The sequence below is a fragment of the Actinokineospora bangkokensis genome, assembly GCF_001940455.1.
GTDB classification, from domain to species: Bacteria; Actinomycetota; Actinomycetes; order Mycobacteriales; family Pseudonocardiaceae; genus Actinokineospora; species Actinokineospora bangkokensis.
The window spans coordinates 699,038-718,131 of sequence record NZ_MKQR01000028.1; the positions used below are offsets into that span (position 1 = coordinate 699,038).

The following is a 19,094-nucleotide window of genomic DNA, read 5'->3' on the forward strand; positions in this document are numbered from 1 at the left end:
CCCCGGGACGCCCGCCACCGAGTTATCCACAGGCGAACACGGCTGCGGCGCCCCGCGGCCCCGGCTCCCGTAGGCTCGTCTCGTGACCGATCCCGAGCTGCACCGCTACACCCTGGCCAACGGTCTGCGCGTGGTCCTCGCCCCGGACACGACCTCCCCGGTCGTGGGCGTGAGCGTGCACTACGACGTGGGCTTCCGCTCCGAGCCGGAGGGGCGCACCGGGTTCGCCCACCTGTTCGAGCACCTGATGTTCCAGGGCAGCGAGAGCCTGGAGAAGCTGGCGCACTTCCGCCACGTGCAGTCCTCCGGCGGCACCTTCAACGGGTCGACGCACCCGGACTACACCGACTACTTCGAGGTGCTGCCCTCGGCGGCGCTGGAGCGCGCGCTGTTCCTGGAGGCCGACCGGATGCGCGCCCCCAAGATCACCGCGGAGAACCTCAAGAACCAGATCGACGTGGTGAAGGAGGAGATCCGCCTCAACGTGCTCAACCGGCCCTACGGCGGGTTCCCCTGGATCACCCTGCCGCCGGTGCTGTACTCCACCTTCCCCAACGCGCACAACGGCTACGGCGGGTTCGAGGACCTGGAGCAGGCCTCGCTGGAGGACTGCGCGTCCTTCTTCGACACCTACTACGCCCCGGCCAACGCGGTGCTCACCGTCACCGGCGACTTCACCGTCGAGCGGGCCAGGGAACTGGTGGACCGGCACTTCGGCGACGTCCCGGCGCGCGAGCGCCCGCAGCGGCCCTCCTTCGCCGAGCCCGCCCCCGACGGCGAGGTGCGCGCCGACATCGTCGACCGGCTCGCCCCAATCCCCGCGGTCGCGGTCGGCTACCGGATGCCCGACCCGATCGCGGACGTCGACGGCTACCTCGCCTACCTGGTGCTCGCGGGCGTGCTCACCGACGGCGACGGCTCCCGGTTGCAGCAGCGGCTGGTCTACGGCGACCAGATCGTCAACGACATCAGCGCGGGCGCGGGCATGTTCGGCCCGTTCGAGGCCCGCGACCCGGACACCTTCATCCTCACCGCCATGCACTCGCCGGAGGTCTCGGTCGACACCGTGCTCAAGGCGGTCGACGAGGAGCTGGCGCGGCTGGCCAGCACCCCGCCCTCGGCGCAGGAGCTGGCGAAGGTGACCGCCCGGTGGGCGGCCTCGCTGCACAAGGAGCACGACCGGCTGGTCAGCCGCACCCTCGCGCTGGGCTCCTTCGAGCTGCTCTACGGCGACCCCGGCCTGGTGCACGCGCTGCCCGACCGCATCTCCCGGGTCACCCCGGAGGCGGTGTCGGCGGCCGCGGCGGCGCTGCGCCCGGACTCGCGCGCCGTGCTGACCATCACCCCCGCGGGCGGTGCCGGGTGATCACCCACGCGCACGCCCACCACCAGAACAGCCACGACCAGGACCACCCGGAGGAGACCCCGTGAGCCGCACCGCCGAGGAGATCGGGCGCACCGAGCTGGGGCCGCGCCCGCTCCCGCCGCTGGGGGAGCACCGGGCGGCCACCGACCTGTCCTACCTGGACACCGAGCTGGACAACGGCCTGCGGGTCATCGCCGTCCGGCAGAGCACCGTGCCGATGGTGGAGGTGCGGCTGCGGGTGCCGTTCGCCGGTGACGACCCCGCGCACGCCGCGCGCGCGGAGGTGCTGGCCGCCACCGTGCTCACCGGCACCGCCGAGCGCGACCGGGTGGGCGTCGACACCGAGCTGGCCCTGGTCGGCGCCGAGCTCAACGCCGGGGTCGACCCGGAGGTGCTGGCCATCGGCGGCAACGGCCTGGCCTCCGGCCTCGACACCCTGCTCGCCGTGCTGGCCGACGCGCTGACCGGCGCGGTGCACCGCGACGACGAGGTGGCGGGCGAGCGGGCCCGGCTGATCGAGCGGATCACCGTCGCGGAGTCCCAGCCCAGCGTCATCGCCCGCAAGGCGTTGCAGCGCCACCGCTACGGCGACCACCCGTTCACCCGGGAGATGCCCACCGCCGCGGACGTCGCCGAGGTCACCGCCGAGGACGTGCGCGCGCTGCACCGGGCCGCCGTGCTGCCGCGCGGGTCGGTGCTGGTGCTCGTCGGGGACGTCGAGCCGCAGGCCGCCGTGGACGCGGCCGCGCGCGCGTTCGCGGGCTGGGTGGGGGAGGGGTCGGCGGTGGTGCTGCCGCCGCTGCCCGCGCTGGTGCCCGGCGACCTCGCGCTGGTGAACCGGCCCGGTGCCGTGCAGTCGCAGTTCCGGCTCTCGGCGCAGGGCCTGGTGCGCACCGACGACCGCTACCCGGCGCTGCAACTGGCCAACCTGTCCTTCGGCGGGTTCTTCTCCTCCCGCCTGGTGGAGAACATCCGCGAGGACAAGGGCTACACCTACCACGCCCGCTCGTCCTCGGAGTTCACCCCGGGCGGGGCGACGCTGCTCGTCGACACCGACACCGCCTCCGACGTCACCGCGGGCGCGCTGCTGGAGATCCGGCACGAGCTGGGCCGGATGGTGGTCAGCCCGCCGACCGAGGCGGAGGTGGAGGTGGTGCGCGAGTACGCCATCGGCACCCTGCTCATCGCCACCTCCTCGCAGGGCGGGCTGGCCTCGCAGCTGGCCGCCACCGCCGTGCTGGGCCTGGGCGTGGAGTACCTGCTCGCGCACCCGGGCAGGCTCAAGGCCGTCACCCACGAGCAGGTGGTGGCGGCCGCGCGCGAGTTCTTCGCCCCCAGCCGCTTCACCGGTGTCATCGTCGGCGACGCGGAGAAGGTCGGCGACCTGCGCGCGCTCGGCGGGGTGAGCTTCCCCTGACGGGCCCGGCGGGCGCGGCGCCCGCACCCCGCGCCCCCGGGACCACCGCCCCGGGGGCGCCCCCACCCGCGTCACGAGGCGAGAGATGACCACGCACCCCTTCCAGCTGCACGGCCTGCCCGCGCTGTCCCGGTCGACCGTCCAGCGCGACGAACTGCTCCGCAAGGACGACCGACGGCTCGACGAGCTGTGGCGGACGGGTCAGGTCGTGCTCGTCGACCGTCAGGGCCGCACCCCGGTCCGCGACGGCGCCACCGGCCTGGCCACCCGCCCCACCGCCACCGTCGCCGACGAGCGCCCGGCGGACGCGGTGCTGCTGGGCCTCGACGGCGACACCTCCTACTGGGCCGTCACCGCCGAGGAACCCATGCGCGAGGGGCTGATCGCCCCGCCGGGCAACTCCTGGGGCATGGCCACCGGCGGGGTGTCGCAGGCGGGGGAGGAGTGGCACGACCTGCGCGCGGTGGGCGACCTGCTCGACGACACCGCGGCGGGCCTGTTCACCACCGCCTCGGGCCTGACCAACTGGCACGGCCGGGCCCGGCACTGCGCCAAGTGCGGCGCCGCGGTGCTCCCGGTCGCGGCGGGCTGGGCCACGCACTGCACCGGGTGCGGGCGCGAGGAGTACCCGCGCACCGACCCGGCGGTGATCTGCCTGGTGCACGACGGCGCCGGGGTGGACGGGGAGAACGTGCTGCTCGCCCGCCAGCCGATCTGGCCGCCGCACCGCTACTCGGTGCTCGCCGGGTTCGTCGAGACCGGGGAGAGCCTGGAGGCCTGCGTCGAGCGGGAGATCGCCGAGGAGGTCGGCGTGCCGGTCTCCGGCATCCGCTACCTGGGCAGCCAGCCCTGGCCGTTCCCACGCTCGATCATGATCGCGTTCGCCGCGGTGGCCGACCCGGACCACCCGCTGGTGCCCGCCGACGGCGAGATCGAGCAGGCCCGGTGGTACTCCCGCGCCCGGGTCCGGGAGGCGGTCGCGGCGGGCGGGCAGCTGCCGGACCTGATCCTGCCCGGCCCCACCTCGATCGCCCACCAGATGCTCACCGCCTGGGCGGCGGCCTGATCGTCGCCCGGCGGGACCCGCCCCCGTGGTGTGCACTGGAGGGGTGAGCGCGCACACCGTGGTGGTCGTGATGGGGGTGTCGGGGTCGGGCAAGACCACCGTCGCCGCGGGGTTGGCCCAGCGCCTGGGGGTGCCGCTGGCGGAGGCGGACGAGTTCCACTCCCCGGCGAACATCGCCAAGATGACCTCGGGCAGACCGCTCGACGACGCCGACCGCGCCCCCTGGCTGGCCGCGATCGCCGGGTGGATCGCGGAGCGGGCCCGCGACGGCGGCGGGGTGGTGACCTGCTCGGCCCTCAAGCGCCGCTACCGTGACACGCTGCTCGCCGCCGCCCCCGGCCACGTGCTGTTCCTGCACCTCGACGGGGACAAGGAGCTGCTGGCCGAGCGGATCGGGCGGCGCAGCGGGCACTTCATGCCGCCCGCCCTGCTCGACTCGCAGCTGGCCGACCTGGAACCGCTGGAGCCCGGGGAGCCGGGCGTGCGGCTCGACATCGCGCTGACCCCCGACGCCCTCGTCGACGCGGCCGCGGCGGCGGTCGAGGGGGACCGGTGACCACCGCGGCGGCCGCGTGGACCGGCACCGACACCCGCCTCATCGCCGCCGCGCTGATCGGCATCGCGCTCATCGTCGTGCTGATCACCCAGCTCAAGGTGCACCCGTTCCTGGCGCTGATCCTCGGCTCCGGCGTGCTCGGCCTGGTCGCGGGGATGCCGGTGGGGTCGCTGGTGAAGAGCTTCAGCGACGGCGTGGGCGACACCGTGGCGGGCGTCGGCGTGCTGATCGCCCTCGGGGCCATGCTCGGCAAGCTGCTCGCGGACTCCGGCGGCGCGGACCGCGTCGTCGACACCATCGTCGGCCGGGCGCGCGGGCCCCTGCTGCCGTGGGCGATGGCGCTGGTGGCCGTCCTCATCGGACTGCCGATGTTCTTCGAGATCGGCCTGGTGCTGCTGATCCCGGTGGTGCTGCTGGTCGCCAAGCGCTCCGGGCAGCGGCTCATGCTGCTCGGCATCCCCGCGCTGGCCGGGCTCTCGGTGCTGCACGGGCTGGTCCCGCCGCACCCCGGTCCGCTGGTGGCCGTGGACGCGCTGGGCGCCGACCTGGGCATCACCCTGGGCCTGGGCATCCTCGTCGCCATCCCGACCGTGGTCGTCGCGGGGCCGCTGTTCGCCAGGGTGGCCGCGCGCTGGGTCGACGTGCCCGCCCCGGAACCCGAGCCGACCCCGCGGGTCGAGCGCAGGCCCGGGTTCGGCGCCACCCTGGCCACGGTGCTGCTGCCGGTGGTGCTGATGCTGGGCAAGGCCCTGTCGGACATCCTCGCCGCGGAGGGTTCCGCCGTGCGCCGGGTGTTCGACTTCGTGGGCAGCCCGCTGGTGGCGCTGCTGCTGGCGCTGCTGGTGGCGATGTTCACCCTCGGCCGCGCGGCGGGGTTCACCCGCGAACGCCTGCGGGACACGCTGTCGGACTCGCTGCCGCCGATCGCGGGCATCCTGCTCATCGTCGGCGCGGGTGGTGGGTTCAAGCAGACCCTGGTCGACGCGGGTGTCGGCAACGTGATCACGACCCTGGCGCAGGGGGCGAACTTCTCCCCGGTGCTGCTGGGCTGGCTGATCGCCGTCGCCATCCGGCTCGCCACCGGGTCGGCCACGGTGGCCACCACCACCGCGGCGGGCATCATCGCCCCGCTGGCCGCCGCGCTCGACCCCGCGCAGGCCGCGCTGGTGGCGCTGGCCGTCGGCGCCGGGTCGCTGTTCTTCTCGCACGTCAACGACGCCGGGTTCTGGCTGGTCAAGGAATACTTCGGGCTGACGGTCGGGCAGACGGTGAAGACGTGGTCGCTGATGGAGACGGTGATCTCGGTGTTCGCGCTCGCGCTGATCTTCCCGCTCAGCCTGCTGCTGTGACCGCAGGGCCCGCCCTCCCCGGGGGAGGACGGGCCCGGTCCGCCAGGTCAGGACGCGTAGGGCGCCGCGGCCTTCTGCGCGGCCAGCACCAGGGCGGGCAGCAGCTTGGGGAAGTAATAGGAGTCCTGGCAGGAGTAAGGGGGCAGGAACCCGCCGCAGCCCCGGCCCTCGTTGTCGCCCACCTCGATGGTGTAGGCGGCCACGCCCAGCTTGTCGTAGACCCAGTCCTCGGTGCCGCCCGCCGAGTCGTACAGGATCTCGCCCGCCTGCCCGGACTCGTAGCCCAGCACGTCGCCCATCTCGGCGCCGAAGGCGCGCAGCGCCGCGTCGTTGCCGGTGTGCACGGCGGCGTCGTGGCCCCACGGGAAGATCACCTGGGCGGCGTCGGCGTGCAGGGTGATGAACATGCCGGTGGTGTCGGCCGGGGCGGCGGTGGCGTCGCCGTCGGCGCGCCGGTCGGCCCACAGGTCGGAGAACAGCGACTCCAGCGCGGAGTTCTCCACCTCGGAGTCCGGCGCCGGGCCGAGGAACACCTCGCTGCACGGGTCGTCGGAGGTGCCGCTGTAGCCCCAGTGCGAGTCGGCGTTGCGGTTGAGGTCGACCCCGGTGCTGCCGGTGCCGCAGTCGCCGTGGGAGTCGTTGGCGTTCTTGCGCTGCAGGATCGGGTCGTCCCCGCCGGAGGCCACGATGTCGACCCCGTCCGGGTTGGCGACCGGCACCACCCACATCTCGGTGGAGTCCATCAGCGCGGTGACCGCGGGGTCGGTGCCGTAGCCGTCGACGAGGTGGTCGACCCAGCGGTAGGCGACCTCGCCGGTGGAGATCTCCCGGGAGTGGACCTGCGCCATGAGGAAAAACTTGGGCTTGCCGCCCGCGCTGCGCGAGCAGTCGGCGCCGGTGATCTTCGTCAGGCAGATCGCCCTGAGGTCGTTGCCGCCGCGGCCCTGGGTCTTGAGCCAGGACTGCCCGTAGGTGACGACAGCGGCGAGGTCGGGGTGCGCGGCGGCGACGGAGTCCAGGTGCGCGTACTGCCCGGCGACGGTCCGGTACCCGCCGTAGTAGGTGCCCGCCGCCGCGGAGCGGGTCGTCACGGGGGCGGCGGCCGGGCCCTGCGGGGTGGCGGTGAGCCCCAGCGCGGCCACCCGCTCGACGTCCCCGCCGAGCACGTAGAGGTCGTCGCCGGTCCGCCGCTCCAGCAGGTCCACGCCGCGGGCGACCAGCTCGGCGGCGCGCGGGGCGGCGCCCGCGACCCGGTAGACGGTGGACGGGTCGGCCGCCGCCGCGGTCGCGGACGGCGCGCCCAGCAGCGGCGCGGCGCCCAGCGCCAGCGCCGCGGCGGCTGCGGTGAATCGGCCTCGGGTCATGCCCTGGACGGTAGGGCGGGGAACCGGTTCACCAACAGCCGACGGAAGTCGGGAATCGTCACCCGACCCGGTGACCGCGTCAGACCAGGTCGGGGATGAGCAGGTCGAGCAGCATCTCCTCGGGCACCGCCCAGCCCGCCTTCAGCGCCTCCTGCAGCACCGGGTCCCACGGCGTCTCGGGCGGCTCGGCGCCCAGCGGCGGCAGGTCCAACCCCTCCGAGCGGGCCAGGTCCAGCGCCGCCCGGTAGTCGTCGGCGGCCATCCGCCACGGGGTGCCCCCGGTCAGCCGCAGCGCCTGCCCCACCACCAGCAGGCCCGCCGCGTCGAAGTCGCCGTGCACCATGAACGACGCCTTGAGCGAGGCCAACCGCGCCAGCAGCATCCGCGACGCCACCGACAGCCGCGACGACAGGCACAGCACGTCCGCCGTCCCGGTCAGCTCCGCCAGCCGCGGCGACGTGCACACCCACACCCGCCCGCCGCGCGGCACCACCGGCACCGACGCCACGTCCCGCAGCGCCACCACCTGACCGCGCCAGATCACCGTGGACGACACCCCGTCCACCGCGACCCCGCAGCGCTCCCACAGCCGCTGCTCCTCCAGGGTCGTGCGCGGCAGCGGCACCCCGTGCGCCAGCGCCGCCGCGCGCAGCACCAGCGCGGCCACCTTGCGCCCCCGGTCCAGGTCGACCCCGGCCAGCTCCGCGCGCGGCACCCACACCGTCGGCACCACCCGGGGGTCGAGGTTGATCCTGGCCAGCACCGACGCGGCCACCGCGGCGGGCCCGTCCAGCTGCTCGGGGGCCACCTTGGAGTACCGGCGCACCTGGTCGACCCACGGCCCCGCCCACGGCCGGTCGGCCAGGCCTACCGCCGCCAGCGCCGAGCGCAGCAGGTCGTCGACCCAGGTGTCGCGCGCCGCCGGGGCCGACCCGGGCAGCACCGGCGTGCCGTGCACCGACTCCAGCACCGCGCGCAGCCCGCCCGCGCCCGCCAGCCGTTCGTCCAGTTCGGACACCCCGAAGGTCAGCCCGACACCCGCGGTCACCGGCACCCCGAGCAGTGCCGCCGCCGCGGCGGCGGCCGCCTCGTCCGGGGCCTTGTAGCCGAAGCGCCGCTGCCCGCGCTGCACCGCCGCCCTGGCCTGCTTCCACAGCACCACGTACTCGGGGCGGCCGAAGTCCCGCGCCCCGGTCACGGGTCGTCCCGGTCGAGCGCGGCGCCGTCCCAGGTGGTGTGCGTGCACGCCACGCCGTGCCCGGACTTGGGCCGCAGCACGTCGTAGATGTGCATCCGCGGGATCCGGTCGGACACCCCCCACCCGGACGGCCAGGTGATCACCCAGTCCATGTCCAGGTCCACCAGCAGGCCCAGCATGCGCGCGATCGTCGGGTCGTCGAGCCGCTCGAACGCCTCGTCGAGCAGCACCAGCCGCAGCGGCGAGACCCGCGAGGAGGCCGCCACCCCCGCCGAGATCGCCCCGTAGAACGCCGCCGCGGCCGCGAACAGCGTCACGTAGGAGATCAGCCGCGTCTCACCGGAGGACAGCTGGCGCAGCCGCCGCGAGCGCGGCTTGCCGTCCGGGCCGCTGTCGCGCACCCGCACGGTGAAGGCGAACCACGACCGGTAGTCCAGCGCCCGGGCCAGGATCTCGGTGAACCCGCCGGTCGCGGTGTCCCGCTCGGCCTCGATCCGCTCGGTGAACACCTGCTGCAACCGGGTGTCCTGCTCCTCGGTGCGCTCGGCGAAGGGCAGCCGCAGCAGCGCGAGCGCCTCCTGCGTCGGCTCGTCCAGCCACGCCGCGGGCTGCCACTCCAGCTGCACGTGCACCCCCTGCGACGAGCGGGCGCCGTCGAGCACCTCGTTCATCCGCCGGGTCAGGTCCTCGGCCACCGAGATCTGCGCGGACAGCCGCTCGGCCAGCTCCCGCACCAGGTGCAGGGCGAAGATCCCCTGGTACTGCTCGGACAGGAACCCGCGCCGCTCGGCCAGCCGCTCGGCCACCCGGCGGGCGGCCACCGCCACCGGGGCGGGCCCCTCCTCCCCGGAGACGACCACGGTGAGGATGCCCGCGTGCCGCTCGGGCAGCACGTTGTGCGTGCCCGCCAGCGACGCCTGCAACCCCTGCAACCGGGTCAGCGCGCTCTCCTCGCCCGGCAGCCGCCCGCCCTCGGCCACCGCGGCGGCCAGCACCTCGAAGGCCTCCCGGTCGGTGCCCGGGCGCGGCTCCGGCGTCGCCGCCGCCCACACCCCCGGCGCGGCCAGCGCCTCGGCGAACGCCCGCGCGGCCGCGTCCGCCGCCGCCCGCTTGCCGTCCAGCTCGCCGTCGCGGGTGTCGAGCAGCGTCTGCGCCTTCACCACCCGGTTCGACAGCTCGACCGCGGCCTTGCGCGCCTCGGGCAGCCGCTGCCTGCCCGCCCTGCGCTCGCGCTCCAGCTCGGCCAGCCTGCGCGCGACCTCCTCGGCCTCGCCGCCGACCGCCGAGGTCAGCTCGGCCAGCGCCGCGGCCTCGCGGTGGAACACCTGGCACCGCTCGTCGGCCACCCGCTCGGCGGTCTCCCGGTCGTCCACCGCGGCCCGGTGGTCGTGCAGGGCCTCCACCAGGTCGCGCACCGTGCCCGCGCAGCGCTTGGCCAGCGCGTCGCGCAGCGCGGCCGCGGCGTCGCGGGCGGCCCCGGCCGAGCGCTGCGCGTGCCGCAGCGCCTCGGTGTCGGCGGTCAACCCGGCCGCGCCCGCGTCCCTGGCCAGCTCCGCCGCCGCGGCCTTCACCCGGCCGTCGGCGGCGGCCTGCTCGGCCCGGCGCCGCTCGGCCTTGCGGCCCGCCTCCCGCGCCTGCGCGGCGGCCTGCTCGGCCGCCGCCCGCGCCCCGATGACCTCCCGGTCGTCGGGGAAGGCGTCGAGGTGGGCGTCCCACACCTGGACCGCCGCCGCCCGCCGCGCCACCTCGGCCTCGGCCGCGGCCCGCTCGGCGTGCATGCCCTCCAGCGCCGCGGCCAGGTCCGCGCTCGCGCGCCGCCGGGTCGCCTCCCGGGCGCCCGCGCCGACGAACTCCGCGTCCGGCTTGGCCAGCGCGCCGCGCAGCACCCCCGCCTGCCAGCGCCCGTCCGACCACACCGCGAGCCCGGGGCCCGCCTGCTCGAACGACACCGACGCCAGCAGCCCGGCCACCACCGCGGCGGGCACCGGCGAGCCCGGGTCCACTGCGGGCACCAGCGCCGCGCCCAGCGGCGAGGGCACCGGGTCGCCCGCGGCGGCCAGCACGTCCCCCACCGCCGCGTCCACCGACCCGTCCGCGGCCACCCACGCCGTCAGCAGCCCCGACGCTTGCAGCGCCGCCTCCACCCCCGCCCGCGCCGCCTTGGGCAACCCGGGCGCGAAGTCCACCAGGCGGTAGAACGGCGCGCCCGCCGCCGGGTCCCGCTCCGCGTGCGCGTGCGGCGGCAGCGGCGGGGCCGCGTCCACCCCGCCGCGCAGCTCGATCAACCGCGCCTCGGCCGCCTGCACCCGCCCCACCAGGTCGTCGACCACCTGCCGGGCCGCCACCACCCGCTGCCGCAACCCGGCCAGGTGCGGGGCCGCCCACGCCCGCGCCGCGTCGCGCGCCGCCCGGGTCGCCTCCGGCCCGGCCTGCACGTCGGCACCCGACGGCGGCTGCGGCGGGCGGGCGGCGTGCTCCTCGGCGAACGGCCCGGACGCCGCCCACCGCCGCGCCCGCTCGCACCACACCTGCGCGGCGTCGGCGAAGCGCTGCGCGGCCTCGTTGCGCCGCCCGGAGGCCTCGGTGGCCTCGATCTGGGCGTCGCGGGCCCCGGCCACCAGCTTGTCCAGGTCCTGCCGCTCGCGGTCGAGGCGCAGCGCCCGCTCGTGCAGCGCCAGCGCCAGCGCCGCCCGGCCGCCCACCTGCGCGCCGATCGCCTCCACCTGGTCGGCCGCAGCGGCCAGCGCGTCGGCCAACCGGTCCGGGGCCACCTCCGGCGGGGTGCGGCGCTGGATCTCCAGCGGCTCGGCCTCCGGGTCCGGCTTGGCCCGCACCCGGTCGGTGCCCAGCAGCGCCACCGGCTCCGGCGCGGCGGGCACCGGCGGGCACAGCCCCGGGTCCAACCCGGCCGCCACCAGGCCCGCGGTGGTGCTGCGGGCCAGCTCCACGGCGTCCTCGACGTCCCCGCCCAGCCGCCGCAGCACGGTCAGCACCGCCTCCACCGCCCGGTCGGCGTGGTTGCGCTGCACCCCGGCGGTGTCCAGCGCCGCCGCCGCGGCCTCGCGGGTGCGCTCGACCAGCTTCTCCCGGTCCTGCAGGTCGCGCAGGCCCTGGTAGGCGGGCATCGACTTGAGCGAGTCGATGCCGTCCTCCAGCTCCGCCTCGCGCTCCTCCAGCGCCACCACCGCCGCCTCGGCCTCGGCGTGCGCGGCGGTGTCGGAGCCCAGCCGGGCCCGCAGCCGGTGCAGCTCGGCGTGCGCGCTGTCGAGCGCCTTGCCCGCGGCCTCGGCCTTGGTGCCCGCCGCGTGCAGCGCGCCCAGGGCGTACCCGGCGTACCCGGTGAGGAAGGTGCCCATCGCCGCGTCGGCGGTGCTCAACCGGCCGATGTTCTCCCGGATCGACTCCAGGTCCTCGAACGAGGTCGCCAGCTGCTCGACCACCGAGGCGTCCAGCGGCGGCAGCGCGTCGGTGAGGATCTGCTCCAGCTGCCCGTCCTGCACCTTCAGCCCGATGTCCGGGTTGCGCAGCGTCCGCTGCAGGTGCAGCAGGTCGCCGTAGCGCCCGGCGGGCACCCCGTAGACGGTCTCGGCCACCTTCGCCCGGAACGCCGCCTCGTCGTAGACCCGGTCGGCGCCCAGCACCTCGCGCAGCGCCGCGGGCCCCAGCGGCACCCGGTCGGCCGAGGCGAGCGCGAAGTGCACGCCCACCCGCGACGGGGTCACGAACCGCCACGAGTCGCTGACCTGCTGCGAGGTCGCCGACGCCTTCACCCCGACCCCGCAGGTCAGGTACTCCTCGCCGCCGGTGCCCGACACCCGGCGCAGCTCCACCCAGGCGTAGCCGATGCGGTTGGGCCCGCCGTCGTAGTCGTCGAGCATCAGCCGCCGGATCGACACCGTGCCCGCGCCCTTGGACCCCAGGTGCCGCAGGTCGCCGTCGAGGCACAGCGGCAGCAGCAGCTCCAGCGTCCGCGACTTGCCCGAGCCGTTGGTGCCCTGGAAGATGGCGCGGCCACCGGAGAAGTCGAACACCTGCTCGCGGTACTGCCAGATGTTGACGATGCCGCCGCGGTGCAGCCGCCAGCGGCCGGAGACCGGATCAGCGGAGGTCACAGGGTGCCTTCCTCAGCGCTCGGGGTGGCCGGGGCGGGCGGCGGGTCGAACAGCGACCAGCCCGGCTCCGGCGGGGGTTCGGGGGCCTGCGGCTTGGCCGGGGTGTCGTCGGGGCGCGGCAGCCAGCGGTGCGCGGCGGGCGAGAGCAGCAGCCCCGCCCCGTCCTCGACCAGCAGCCCCAGCCGCTTGAGCAGGTCGATCACCGCGTCCACCAGGTCGTCGGCGTTCTCCGTGGCCTGCCGCGACCACGCCGCCGGGTACTCCTCGACCAGCCTGCCGCACACCTCGCGCAGGTCGGCGGTGCCGATCCGCACCCGGCCGTCGCGGCGCGGCTCGTGCGCCACGGCCAGCAGGTCCGGCAGCGCCAGCAGGGTGATCCTGGCGACCGTGCCGGTCGAGGGGAACACCACGTCGGTCAGGTACTCCTCCGGGTCGGTCACCGCCACGCCCTCGGCCCGCACCTCGGTCACCAGCCCGAAGCAGCGCTCCAGCAGCTCCGACTCCCGCCGCTGGCCCCGGCGCAGCCAGTCGGCCTGCTCCGGGGTCAGGTCCGCGTGCAGGGTCACCGGGTTCTCCACCAGCTTGCGCCGCACCACGTGCTCGGTGGTCGCCCCCGCCCGCTCGCCCGCCCCGCCCAGCAGCTGCCCCAGCAGGTCGGTGTGGATGGTGATCAGCGCCTCGGCCTCGCCGATCGCCCCGTCGGTCTCGGTGATCACGCCCAGCCCGATCAGGTGCCGCAGCGCCGCGGTCAGCGCCCGCCGGTCGGACAGGTCGTCGACCAGGGTGATCCCGGCCTCCGCCGCGGTCGAGCGGACGTCGGCCACCAGCCGCGACAGCAGCACCTGCCTGCCCACCCCGGTCAGCGCCGCCATCGTCAGGCACAGGTAGGCGTACCCGCGCGGGGTCAGCGACGGCTCACCGCGGCTCGCGTCGTCACCCGCCCCCACCTTGTGCAGCCGGGCGAACCGGCGCTCGACCACCAACCGGTAGCCCAGCAGCGCCGCGAACACCTCCTGCAGCACCACCCGGTGCCGGTACACCAGCGGCAGCAGGTCCCCGTCCGGGCCGCCCACGCGCAGCAGCGGGTGCCGCAGCAGCACCTTCGCGCAGCGGGCGACGTTCGCCGCGTCGATGTCGGACAGGTCGTCGAGCACCGAGGGCACCCGCGACCGCGCGTCAGCCCGCACCGCGCACCCGCGTCCGCGCCCTGGCGATGTCGAGCACCGCGTCCCGCAACGTCAACGTGCCGCCCTCGCTGCGGATGTTCGTGGTGTGCCCGACCGAGGGGGTCAACCGCAGGGTCAACCCCCGCACCTGGTCGGTGGCCTCACCGGGGTCGGCGGCGCCCTCGCGCTGCGCCATGGCCAGCGTCAGCAGCTCGCACAGCGCCGCGAGCGCGGGCGCGGACAGCACCGCCGCGCCCAGGTCCGCCGCGGCCGCCACCAGCTCCGCCGAGGCCGCCTCCCGCCGCTCGTCGGCCTCCCTCGCCGCGGCCAGCAGGCCCTGCTCGGTGATCGGGTCGTCCATGATCCGCGACGTCCGCCCGCGCGCGCCCCGGTCACCCCGGCCGCGCACGCTCACCGACACCTCCACCGCCGGGCCGTCCGCCCACGGGGTGCGCTCGTCGTCGCCGTCGTGCTCCGGGGCGGGCAGCAGGTTGCGCGCCGAGTGCAGCCCGAACGCCCCCGCGTACAGCTCGTGCGCCTCGTCCGGGGTCGCCCGGTCGAACCGGGCCGCCAGCGCCACCAGCTCCCCGCGCCTGCTCGGCAGCAGCCCGCCCCCGGTCGTCGCCCGCCGCACCGTGGCCAGCAGTGCCCCGATCGCCCGGGTCGTCGCGTCCCGCAGCGCGGTCACCTGGCTCGGCTTGCCCGGCCGGTCGGCGAACCAGTCGGTCAGCTCCTGCCAGTCGGCCCCCGCCCGGCCCCTGGTGCGCTCCACGGTCGCCCCCAGCTGCTCGGCCGGGCGCAGCAGCCGCACCAGGTCCGCCCGCCGCGGGGCCAGCGCCGCCAGCGACGCCGCGATCGTCGGGGTGTGCCGCAGCACGTCCTCCACGACCAGCTGGATGTACTCCACCAGCAGGTTGCGGAACCCGGAGATCTCCTCCGGCGCGAGGTGGTGGCGGGTCAGCACCTGGCCCAGGTAGGCGTAGAAGTCGCGCACGGTCGCCGCCAGCTCCGCGTGCTGCAGGAACAGCGTCGTCACCCGCTCGGCCAGCTGCTCGCGGGCCCGCCGCGCGGGCAGCGACCCCGGGTCCCGCTCGGTCCGCGAGGTCGCCAGGTCCAGCGTCTCGCCCAGCTCCGCCAGCCCCCGCTCCACCGCGGGCAGCAGCTCCCGGGACACCTCGCGCGCGCCCTCGGGCACCCGCAGCAGCTCGTCGACGTCGCGCTGCACCCGCACCGCGAGCTTGCCCACCTGGTAGCGCATCGAGCCCTGCTGGAACTCCGCGATGCTGGCCGCGATGGTCTCCCGGCGCCCGTGCACCAGGTTCCCCCACTCCACCAGCTGCCGCAGCCGCGGGATCACCACGTCGATGTGCGACTCGCCGGTGTCGACCTCGCCGTCGCGCTCCGCCGCAGCCAGCGCCGAGGCCACCTCGCCCGCGGACAGGTCGGCCAGCAGCGTCGAGGTGAACAGCCGCATGATCGCCAGGTAGGTGCGGTGGTGCTCGCGCGGCTGCAGGTAGGCGTAGAGCTGGAGCCTGCGCTGGGCGTCGGCCCCCGGCCCGGTCCCCTGGTCTGACTCCACGGCGGGCCACGATAGCCGCCGGGGTCGGTGCGCGCGCAGTCCGGGGCGAGCCCCGCGATACGGTGCCACCTGCACGGGGGACCCCCACGCGGTGGGTCACGAGGAGGGGGACATGACGGCGGCGCGCGCACTGGGGCTGCTGCTCGGCTTCGCCGCCGACGCCGCGCTCGGCGACCCCCGCCGCCACCACCCGGTCGCGGGCTTCGGCACCCTCGCGGGCAAGCTCGAACGGGTCCTCTACGCCGACTCCCAGACCCGCGGCACCGCCTACACCGCCGTCCTCGCCGGTGGCGCGGTCGCCCTGGGCGCGCTGGCCGAGCGCGCGGGCCGCGACCGGCCCCTGCTGCGCGTGGCCACCACCGCCGCCGCCACCTGGGTCGTGCTCGGCGGCAAGTCCCTGGCCACCGAGGGCGCCCTGATCGGCAAGCACCTCGACGCAGGCGAACTGGCCGAGGCCCGCACCCGGCTGCCGCACCTGTGCGGCCGCGACCCGCACTCCCTCGACGGCCCGGCCATGGCCCGCGCCACGGTCGAGTCGGTCGCGGAGAACACCTCCGACGCCGTGGTCGCCCCCCTGGTGTGGGGCGCGCTCGCGGGCGTCCCCGGCCTGCTCGGCTACCGCGCGGTCAACACCATGGACGCGATGGTCGGCCACCGCTCACCCCGCTACCAGCGCTTCGGCTGGGCCTCCGCCCGCCTCGACGACCTGGTCAACCTGCTGCCCGCCCGGCTCGCCGCCCTGCTCACCGTCGTCGGCGCCCCCGTCGTCGGCGGCAACCGGCGCAGCGCCTGGCTGGCCTGGCAGCGTGACGCCGACGCCCACCCCAGCCCCAACGCGGGCCGGGTCGAGGCGGCGTTCGCGGGCGCACTGGAGGTCCGCCTCGGCGGCCGCACCGTCTACCCCTACGGCGTGGAGGACCGCCCGGTGCTCGGGGACGGCCGGATGCCCGACGCGGGCCACGTCACCCGGGCGGTGGAGCTGTCCAGGGTCGTCGGCGTGCTGACGGCCGCGCTCGCGGTGGTCGTCGGCTTCTTCACCCGCCGCTGACCAGACCCCGTACTCGTCCGGTAGCGCCTTGGCGAGCGCTAGGCGTTGACCCCTTCGTCCTTGGCCAGTTCGTCCTGGGCCAGCTGCTCGGCCACCGACAGCTTGCGCGGCCGGGGCTGGGCCAGCGAGCCGCCGGGCTGCACCTCGCGCCAGCTGAAGTAGAGGAACCCGATCAGCGCCATCGCCCCGAACGCGATCCACTGGAGCGCGTAGGAGAAGAACGGCCCCGTCTCCAGCTGCGGCAGCGGCAGCGCCGCCAGCACCCCGGGCGACCCGTCCTCCAGCGCGAAGTACCCGGGCCGGATCGCCAGCCCCGCGGCCGCCGCCACCGCCCGCGAGTCCACCGCGTACACCTGCAGGTGCCCGTCCCGGCCGTCCCGGAACGCCTGCCGCCCGCTCGGGTCCCGCTCGTCGACGTGCACCCGGGCCGTGACCTCCACCTGCCCGCGCGGCGCGTCGGCGTAGTCCGGCACGTCCCCGTTCACCGGCCGCACGTACCCCCGGTCCACCAGCACGGTGTCCCCGTCCACCGTCCGGAACGGCGTCAACACCTCGAAGGCCGCATTGCCCTGCACGGTCCGCAACCGCGCCACCGCCTCGGCCTCCGCCAGGAACTCCCCCCGCATGGTGACCCGCCGCCACTCGGTCCCCTGGTCCGGCGCGGCCCCCCCGGGCAGCACCCGCGCCAGCGGGACCGGCGCCGCCCCCGTCGACGCCTCGATCGCGCTGTTCGTCGCCTCCCGCTCCGCGGCCCGCCCGAACTGCCAGGGTGCGAGCAGCCCGAAGCACGCCCCGGCGAACACCACCACGACGAACGCCAGCAGCAACCACCCGGGCCGCAGGAGCAACCTCAACCGCACACCCCCACGGTAAGCCCACCCGGCCCCGACCACCCCCACCGCCCCAACTCGGCCCGCCCGCTCCCGTCAACGCTGCCGCACCTGCGCGCGGACGGGCCCTGGGCGGGGGAGGGCGGTGTGCCAACGCTTTCACCCGCTGCTGGTGGTCGCGGCGGCCGAGGTGCGCGTGGCTCGCGGACAGACCCATCGTGAGCACCGGCACACCTCCCTGGTGCAGGCGTGCGCCGGTGGTGAGAACACCCTCCGCTTTCCCGCTTGTGCGCGGGGGTGCACCGCTTGTCGCGCGACCTGCGTCAACCCGGATCGCTCCTGCGCACTCCGGGGGCGTGAGCGCTCAGCCCAGTGCCGCCCGCGCCGCGGCCGTCGCCTGCCGCGCGTAGCCACCTCCAAAGAGCACGACGTGCACCAGCAGGGGGAACAGCTGGTGCAGCGGCACCCGCTCCCGCCAGCCGTCTGCCAGGGGCCGGTGCTCGTCGTAGGCGGCCAGCACCACGTCCAGGTGCGGGCAGCCGAAGAGGGCGAGCATCGCCAGGTCCGACTCCCGGTGCCCGCCGTGCGCCGCCGGGTCGATCAGCCACACCCGCTCGTGGCGGTCCCACAGCACGTTCCCGCTCCACAGGTCCCCGTGCAGCCGAGCGGGCGGCTCACCCGGCCCGGCCAGCTCGGCGATCCGGTCCAGCACCGCCTCGAACGGCCCCGCCGCCAGCAGCCCCCGGTCGACCGCCTCCCGCAGGTAGGGGCGGACCCTGTGCTCGGCGAACCACCCCGGCCACGCCGCCCCCGCCTCGTTGCGCATCGGCGCCAACCCGATCCACGCGTCGGCGGGCCCCTCCCCGAAAGCGCTTGCGCCCGTCGCGTGCAGGTCCGCCAACCCGCGCCCGAACCGCTCCGCCGCCACCCGCGACGGCCCACCCGGCTCCACCTGCTCGGTCACCAACCACCGGTCGTCCACCGCGAGCACCTGCGGCACGGCCACGCACCCCGGCTCACCCAACCACCGCAACCCCCACGCCTCCGCCGCCACCCGCCCCGGCCCGTGCTTGGCCACGACGAACCCGCCGTCGTCCAGGTCCACCTCGAACACGTCGGCCCCGAGCGCGTGGGCACCGGTGGCGGCCACCCCCAACAACCCGGCCACGGCCTTCCGCGCGTTCACAGCCGCTCCCGCACCCACCCCAACAACCCGGGCACGGCGGCCTCCACCATCGCCAACACCTCGTCGAACCCCTCGTCCCCGCCGTAGTACGGGTCCGGCACGTCCCGGTCCTCCCCCGCGTCGGGATCGAAGTCCCGCAGCAACCGCACCCGGTCACCGCCCACCAACCGCCGCAACTCCCGCGCGTGCCCCGAGTCCAGCGCCACCAACAGGTCCGCGTCCAGGTGCTCCTCGTCCAACAACGCCGCCACGTGCTCCACCGGGTACCCCTCCCGCGCCAACACCCGCACCGTCCGCTCGTCCGCCCCGTCCCCCACGTGCCACGACCCAGTCCCCGCACTGCTCACCTGGACAACCCCGGCCAACCCCGCCCGCCGCACGTGCTCCTCGAACACCAGCGCAGCCATCGGCGACCGGCAGATGTTCCCGGTGCACACGAAGCACACCCGCAAACCCGATTCCCGCATGCGCGGAGTGTGCCCAACAACCGCCCCCCGCGAAAGCCGCTGCCAGCACCTGTGTCCCCCGCCTCAACCTGCACACCCCCTCACCTTGCCCCGCCGCCCCGATCCACCAGAACTGTCGTTCTCCCGCCCTAAGCTCGACACCGCTGTCTTGGTTGGGCTTTCTCTTGGGGGGCTCCCGGTGAGCGCAGGACGAGGTTCACTCGAACAGGTTGTGGATAACTGCTTCGGAGGCTCCGGAACTGTCGGTCCCCCCGATTAGGCTTGAGCAATAGGAACGGCGCGCGGGGGCGACCTCACTCCACCCGCGCCCCCGCCACCTCCTCCTCCACCGCACCCCCGCAGTCGACCACCCCTCCATCCCCGACCCAGCCGCCCGACCGGCCCACCCCG

14 protein-coding genes are annotated in these 19,094 nt (G+C 75.8%); 6 read left to right on the forward strand and 8 right to left on the reverse strand.

Translation table 11 applies throughout. The features are described 5' to 3' along the window. The first annotated feature begins 82 nt into the window (after positions 1–82). The 5 genes from BJP25_RS30245 (at position 83) to BJP25_RS30265 (ending at position 5,754) form a co-directional block, all read left to right on the forward strand. Complete coding sequence (locus BJP25_RS30245; RefSeq protein ID WP_075978376.1) at positions 83–1,366, forward strand: M16 family metallopeptidase; 1,284 nt, start codon at positions 83–85, stop codon at positions 1,364–1,366. A 61-nt stretch (positions 1,367–1,427) separates the two neighbouring features. Beyond that, complete coding sequence (locus BJP25_RS30250; RefSeq protein ID WP_075978377.1) at positions 1,428–2,783, forward strand: M16 family metallopeptidase; 1,356 nt, start codon at positions 1,428–1,430, stop codon at positions 2,781–2,783. 85 nt (positions 2,784–2,868) lie between these two features. Further along, entirely contained in the window at positions 2,869–3,849 is a 981-nt protein-coding gene (nudC, locus tag BJP25_RS30255) for an NAD(+) diphosphatase (protein ID WP_075978378.1), read from the forward strand. A gap of 70 nt (positions 3,850–3,919) precedes the next feature. Continuing rightward, the gene (locus BJP25_RS30260) at positions 3,920–4,405 is read left to right on the forward strand and encodes a gluconokinase (protein WP_075978559.1); all 486 of its coding nucleotides are present in this window, start codon (positions 3,920–3,922) and stop codon (positions 4,403–4,405) included. Continuing rightward, a complete protein-coding gene (locus BJP25_RS30265) occupies positions 4,402–5,754 on the forward strand; it encodes a GntT/GntP/DsdX family permease (RefSeq protein WP_075978379.1) in 1,353 nt (450 codons plus the stop codon). Before BJP25_RS30260 ends, BJP25_RS30265 begins: the two co-directional genes overlap by 4 nt. A 47-nt stretch (positions 5,755–5,801) precedes the next feature. Here BJP25_RS30265 and BJP25_RS30270 read toward each other — a convergent pair whose 3' ends face one another. The 5 genes from BJP25_RS30270 to BJP25_RS30290 form a co-directional block, all read right to left on the reverse strand. Further along, positions 5,802–7,118 carry a M14 family zinc carboxypeptidase gene (locus BJP25_RS30270; protein ID WP_075978380.1) on the reverse strand — a complete coding sequence of 439 codons (1,317 nt, stop codon included), beginning with the start codon at positions 7,116–7,118 and terminating at the stop codon, positions 5,802–5,804. A gap of 79 nt (positions 7,119–7,197) precedes the next feature. Then, positions 7,198–8,316: a TIGR02679 domain-containing protein gene (locus BJP25_RS30275; protein ID WP_075978381.1), complete on the reverse strand. Its 1,119-nt coding sequence runs from the start codon at positions 8,314–8,316 to the stop codon at positions 7,198–7,200. Continuing rightward, positions 8,313–12,428 (reverse strand): TIGR02680 family protein, encoded by a 4,116-nt coding sequence (locus BJP25_RS30280; RefSeq protein ID WP_075978382.1) that lies wholly within the window; start codon positions 12,426–12,428, stop codon positions 8,313–8,315. The genes BJP25_RS30275 and BJP25_RS30280 overlap by 4 nt, the downstream gene beginning before the upstream one ends. Next, entirely contained in the window at positions 12,425–13,615 is a 1,191-nt protein-coding gene (locus BJP25_RS30285) for a TIGR02678 family protein (RefSeq protein ID WP_233158339.1), read from the reverse strand. The genes BJP25_RS30280 and BJP25_RS30285 overlap by 4 nt, the downstream gene beginning before the upstream one ends. Then, the gene (locus BJP25_RS30290) at positions 13,605–15,173 is read right to left on the reverse strand and encodes a DUF2397 domain-containing protein (protein ID WP_075978383.1); all 1,569 of its coding nucleotides are present in this window, start codon (positions 15,171–15,173) and stop codon (positions 13,605–13,607) included. Before BJP25_RS30290 ends, BJP25_RS30285 begins: the two co-directional genes overlap by 11 nt. Before the next feature lie 112 nt (positions 15,174–15,285). Here BJP25_RS30290 and BJP25_RS30295 point away from each other — a divergent pair, with 112 nt between their 5' ends. Then, positions 15,286–16,221, forward strand: a complete 936-nt coding sequence (locus BJP25_RS30295) for a cobalamin biosynthesis protein (RefSeq protein ID WP_075978384.1) — start codon at positions 15,286–15,288, stop codon at positions 16,219–16,221. Between the two features lie 38 nt (positions 16,222–16,259). On the opposite strand, the gene BJP25_RS30300 is transcribed toward BJP25_RS30295, so the two are convergent. The 3 genes from BJP25_RS30300 to BJP25_RS30310 all read right to left on the reverse strand — a co-directional run bounded on the left by BJP25_RS30300 (position 16,260) and on the right by BJP25_RS30310 (position 18,704). Next, positions 16,260–17,081, reverse strand: a complete 822-nt coding sequence (locus BJP25_RS30300) for an SURF1 family cytochrome oxidase biogenesis protein (protein ID WP_075978385.1) — start codon at positions 17,079–17,081, stop codon at positions 16,260–16,262. A gap of 334 nt (positions 17,082–17,415) precedes the next feature. Then, complete coding sequence (locus BJP25_RS30305; RefSeq protein WP_075978386.1) at positions 17,416–18,237, reverse strand: fructosamine kinase family protein; 822 nt, start codon at positions 18,235–18,237, stop codon at positions 17,416–17,418. After that, positions 18,234–18,704: a low molecular weight protein-tyrosine-phosphatase gene (locus BJP25_RS30310; protein ID WP_198943633.1), complete on the reverse strand. Its 471-nt coding sequence runs from the start codon at positions 18,702–18,704 to the stop codon at positions 18,234–18,236. The genes BJP25_RS30305 and BJP25_RS30310 overlap by 4 nt, the downstream gene beginning before the upstream one ends. Positions 18,705–19,094: the final 390 nt, after the last annotated feature.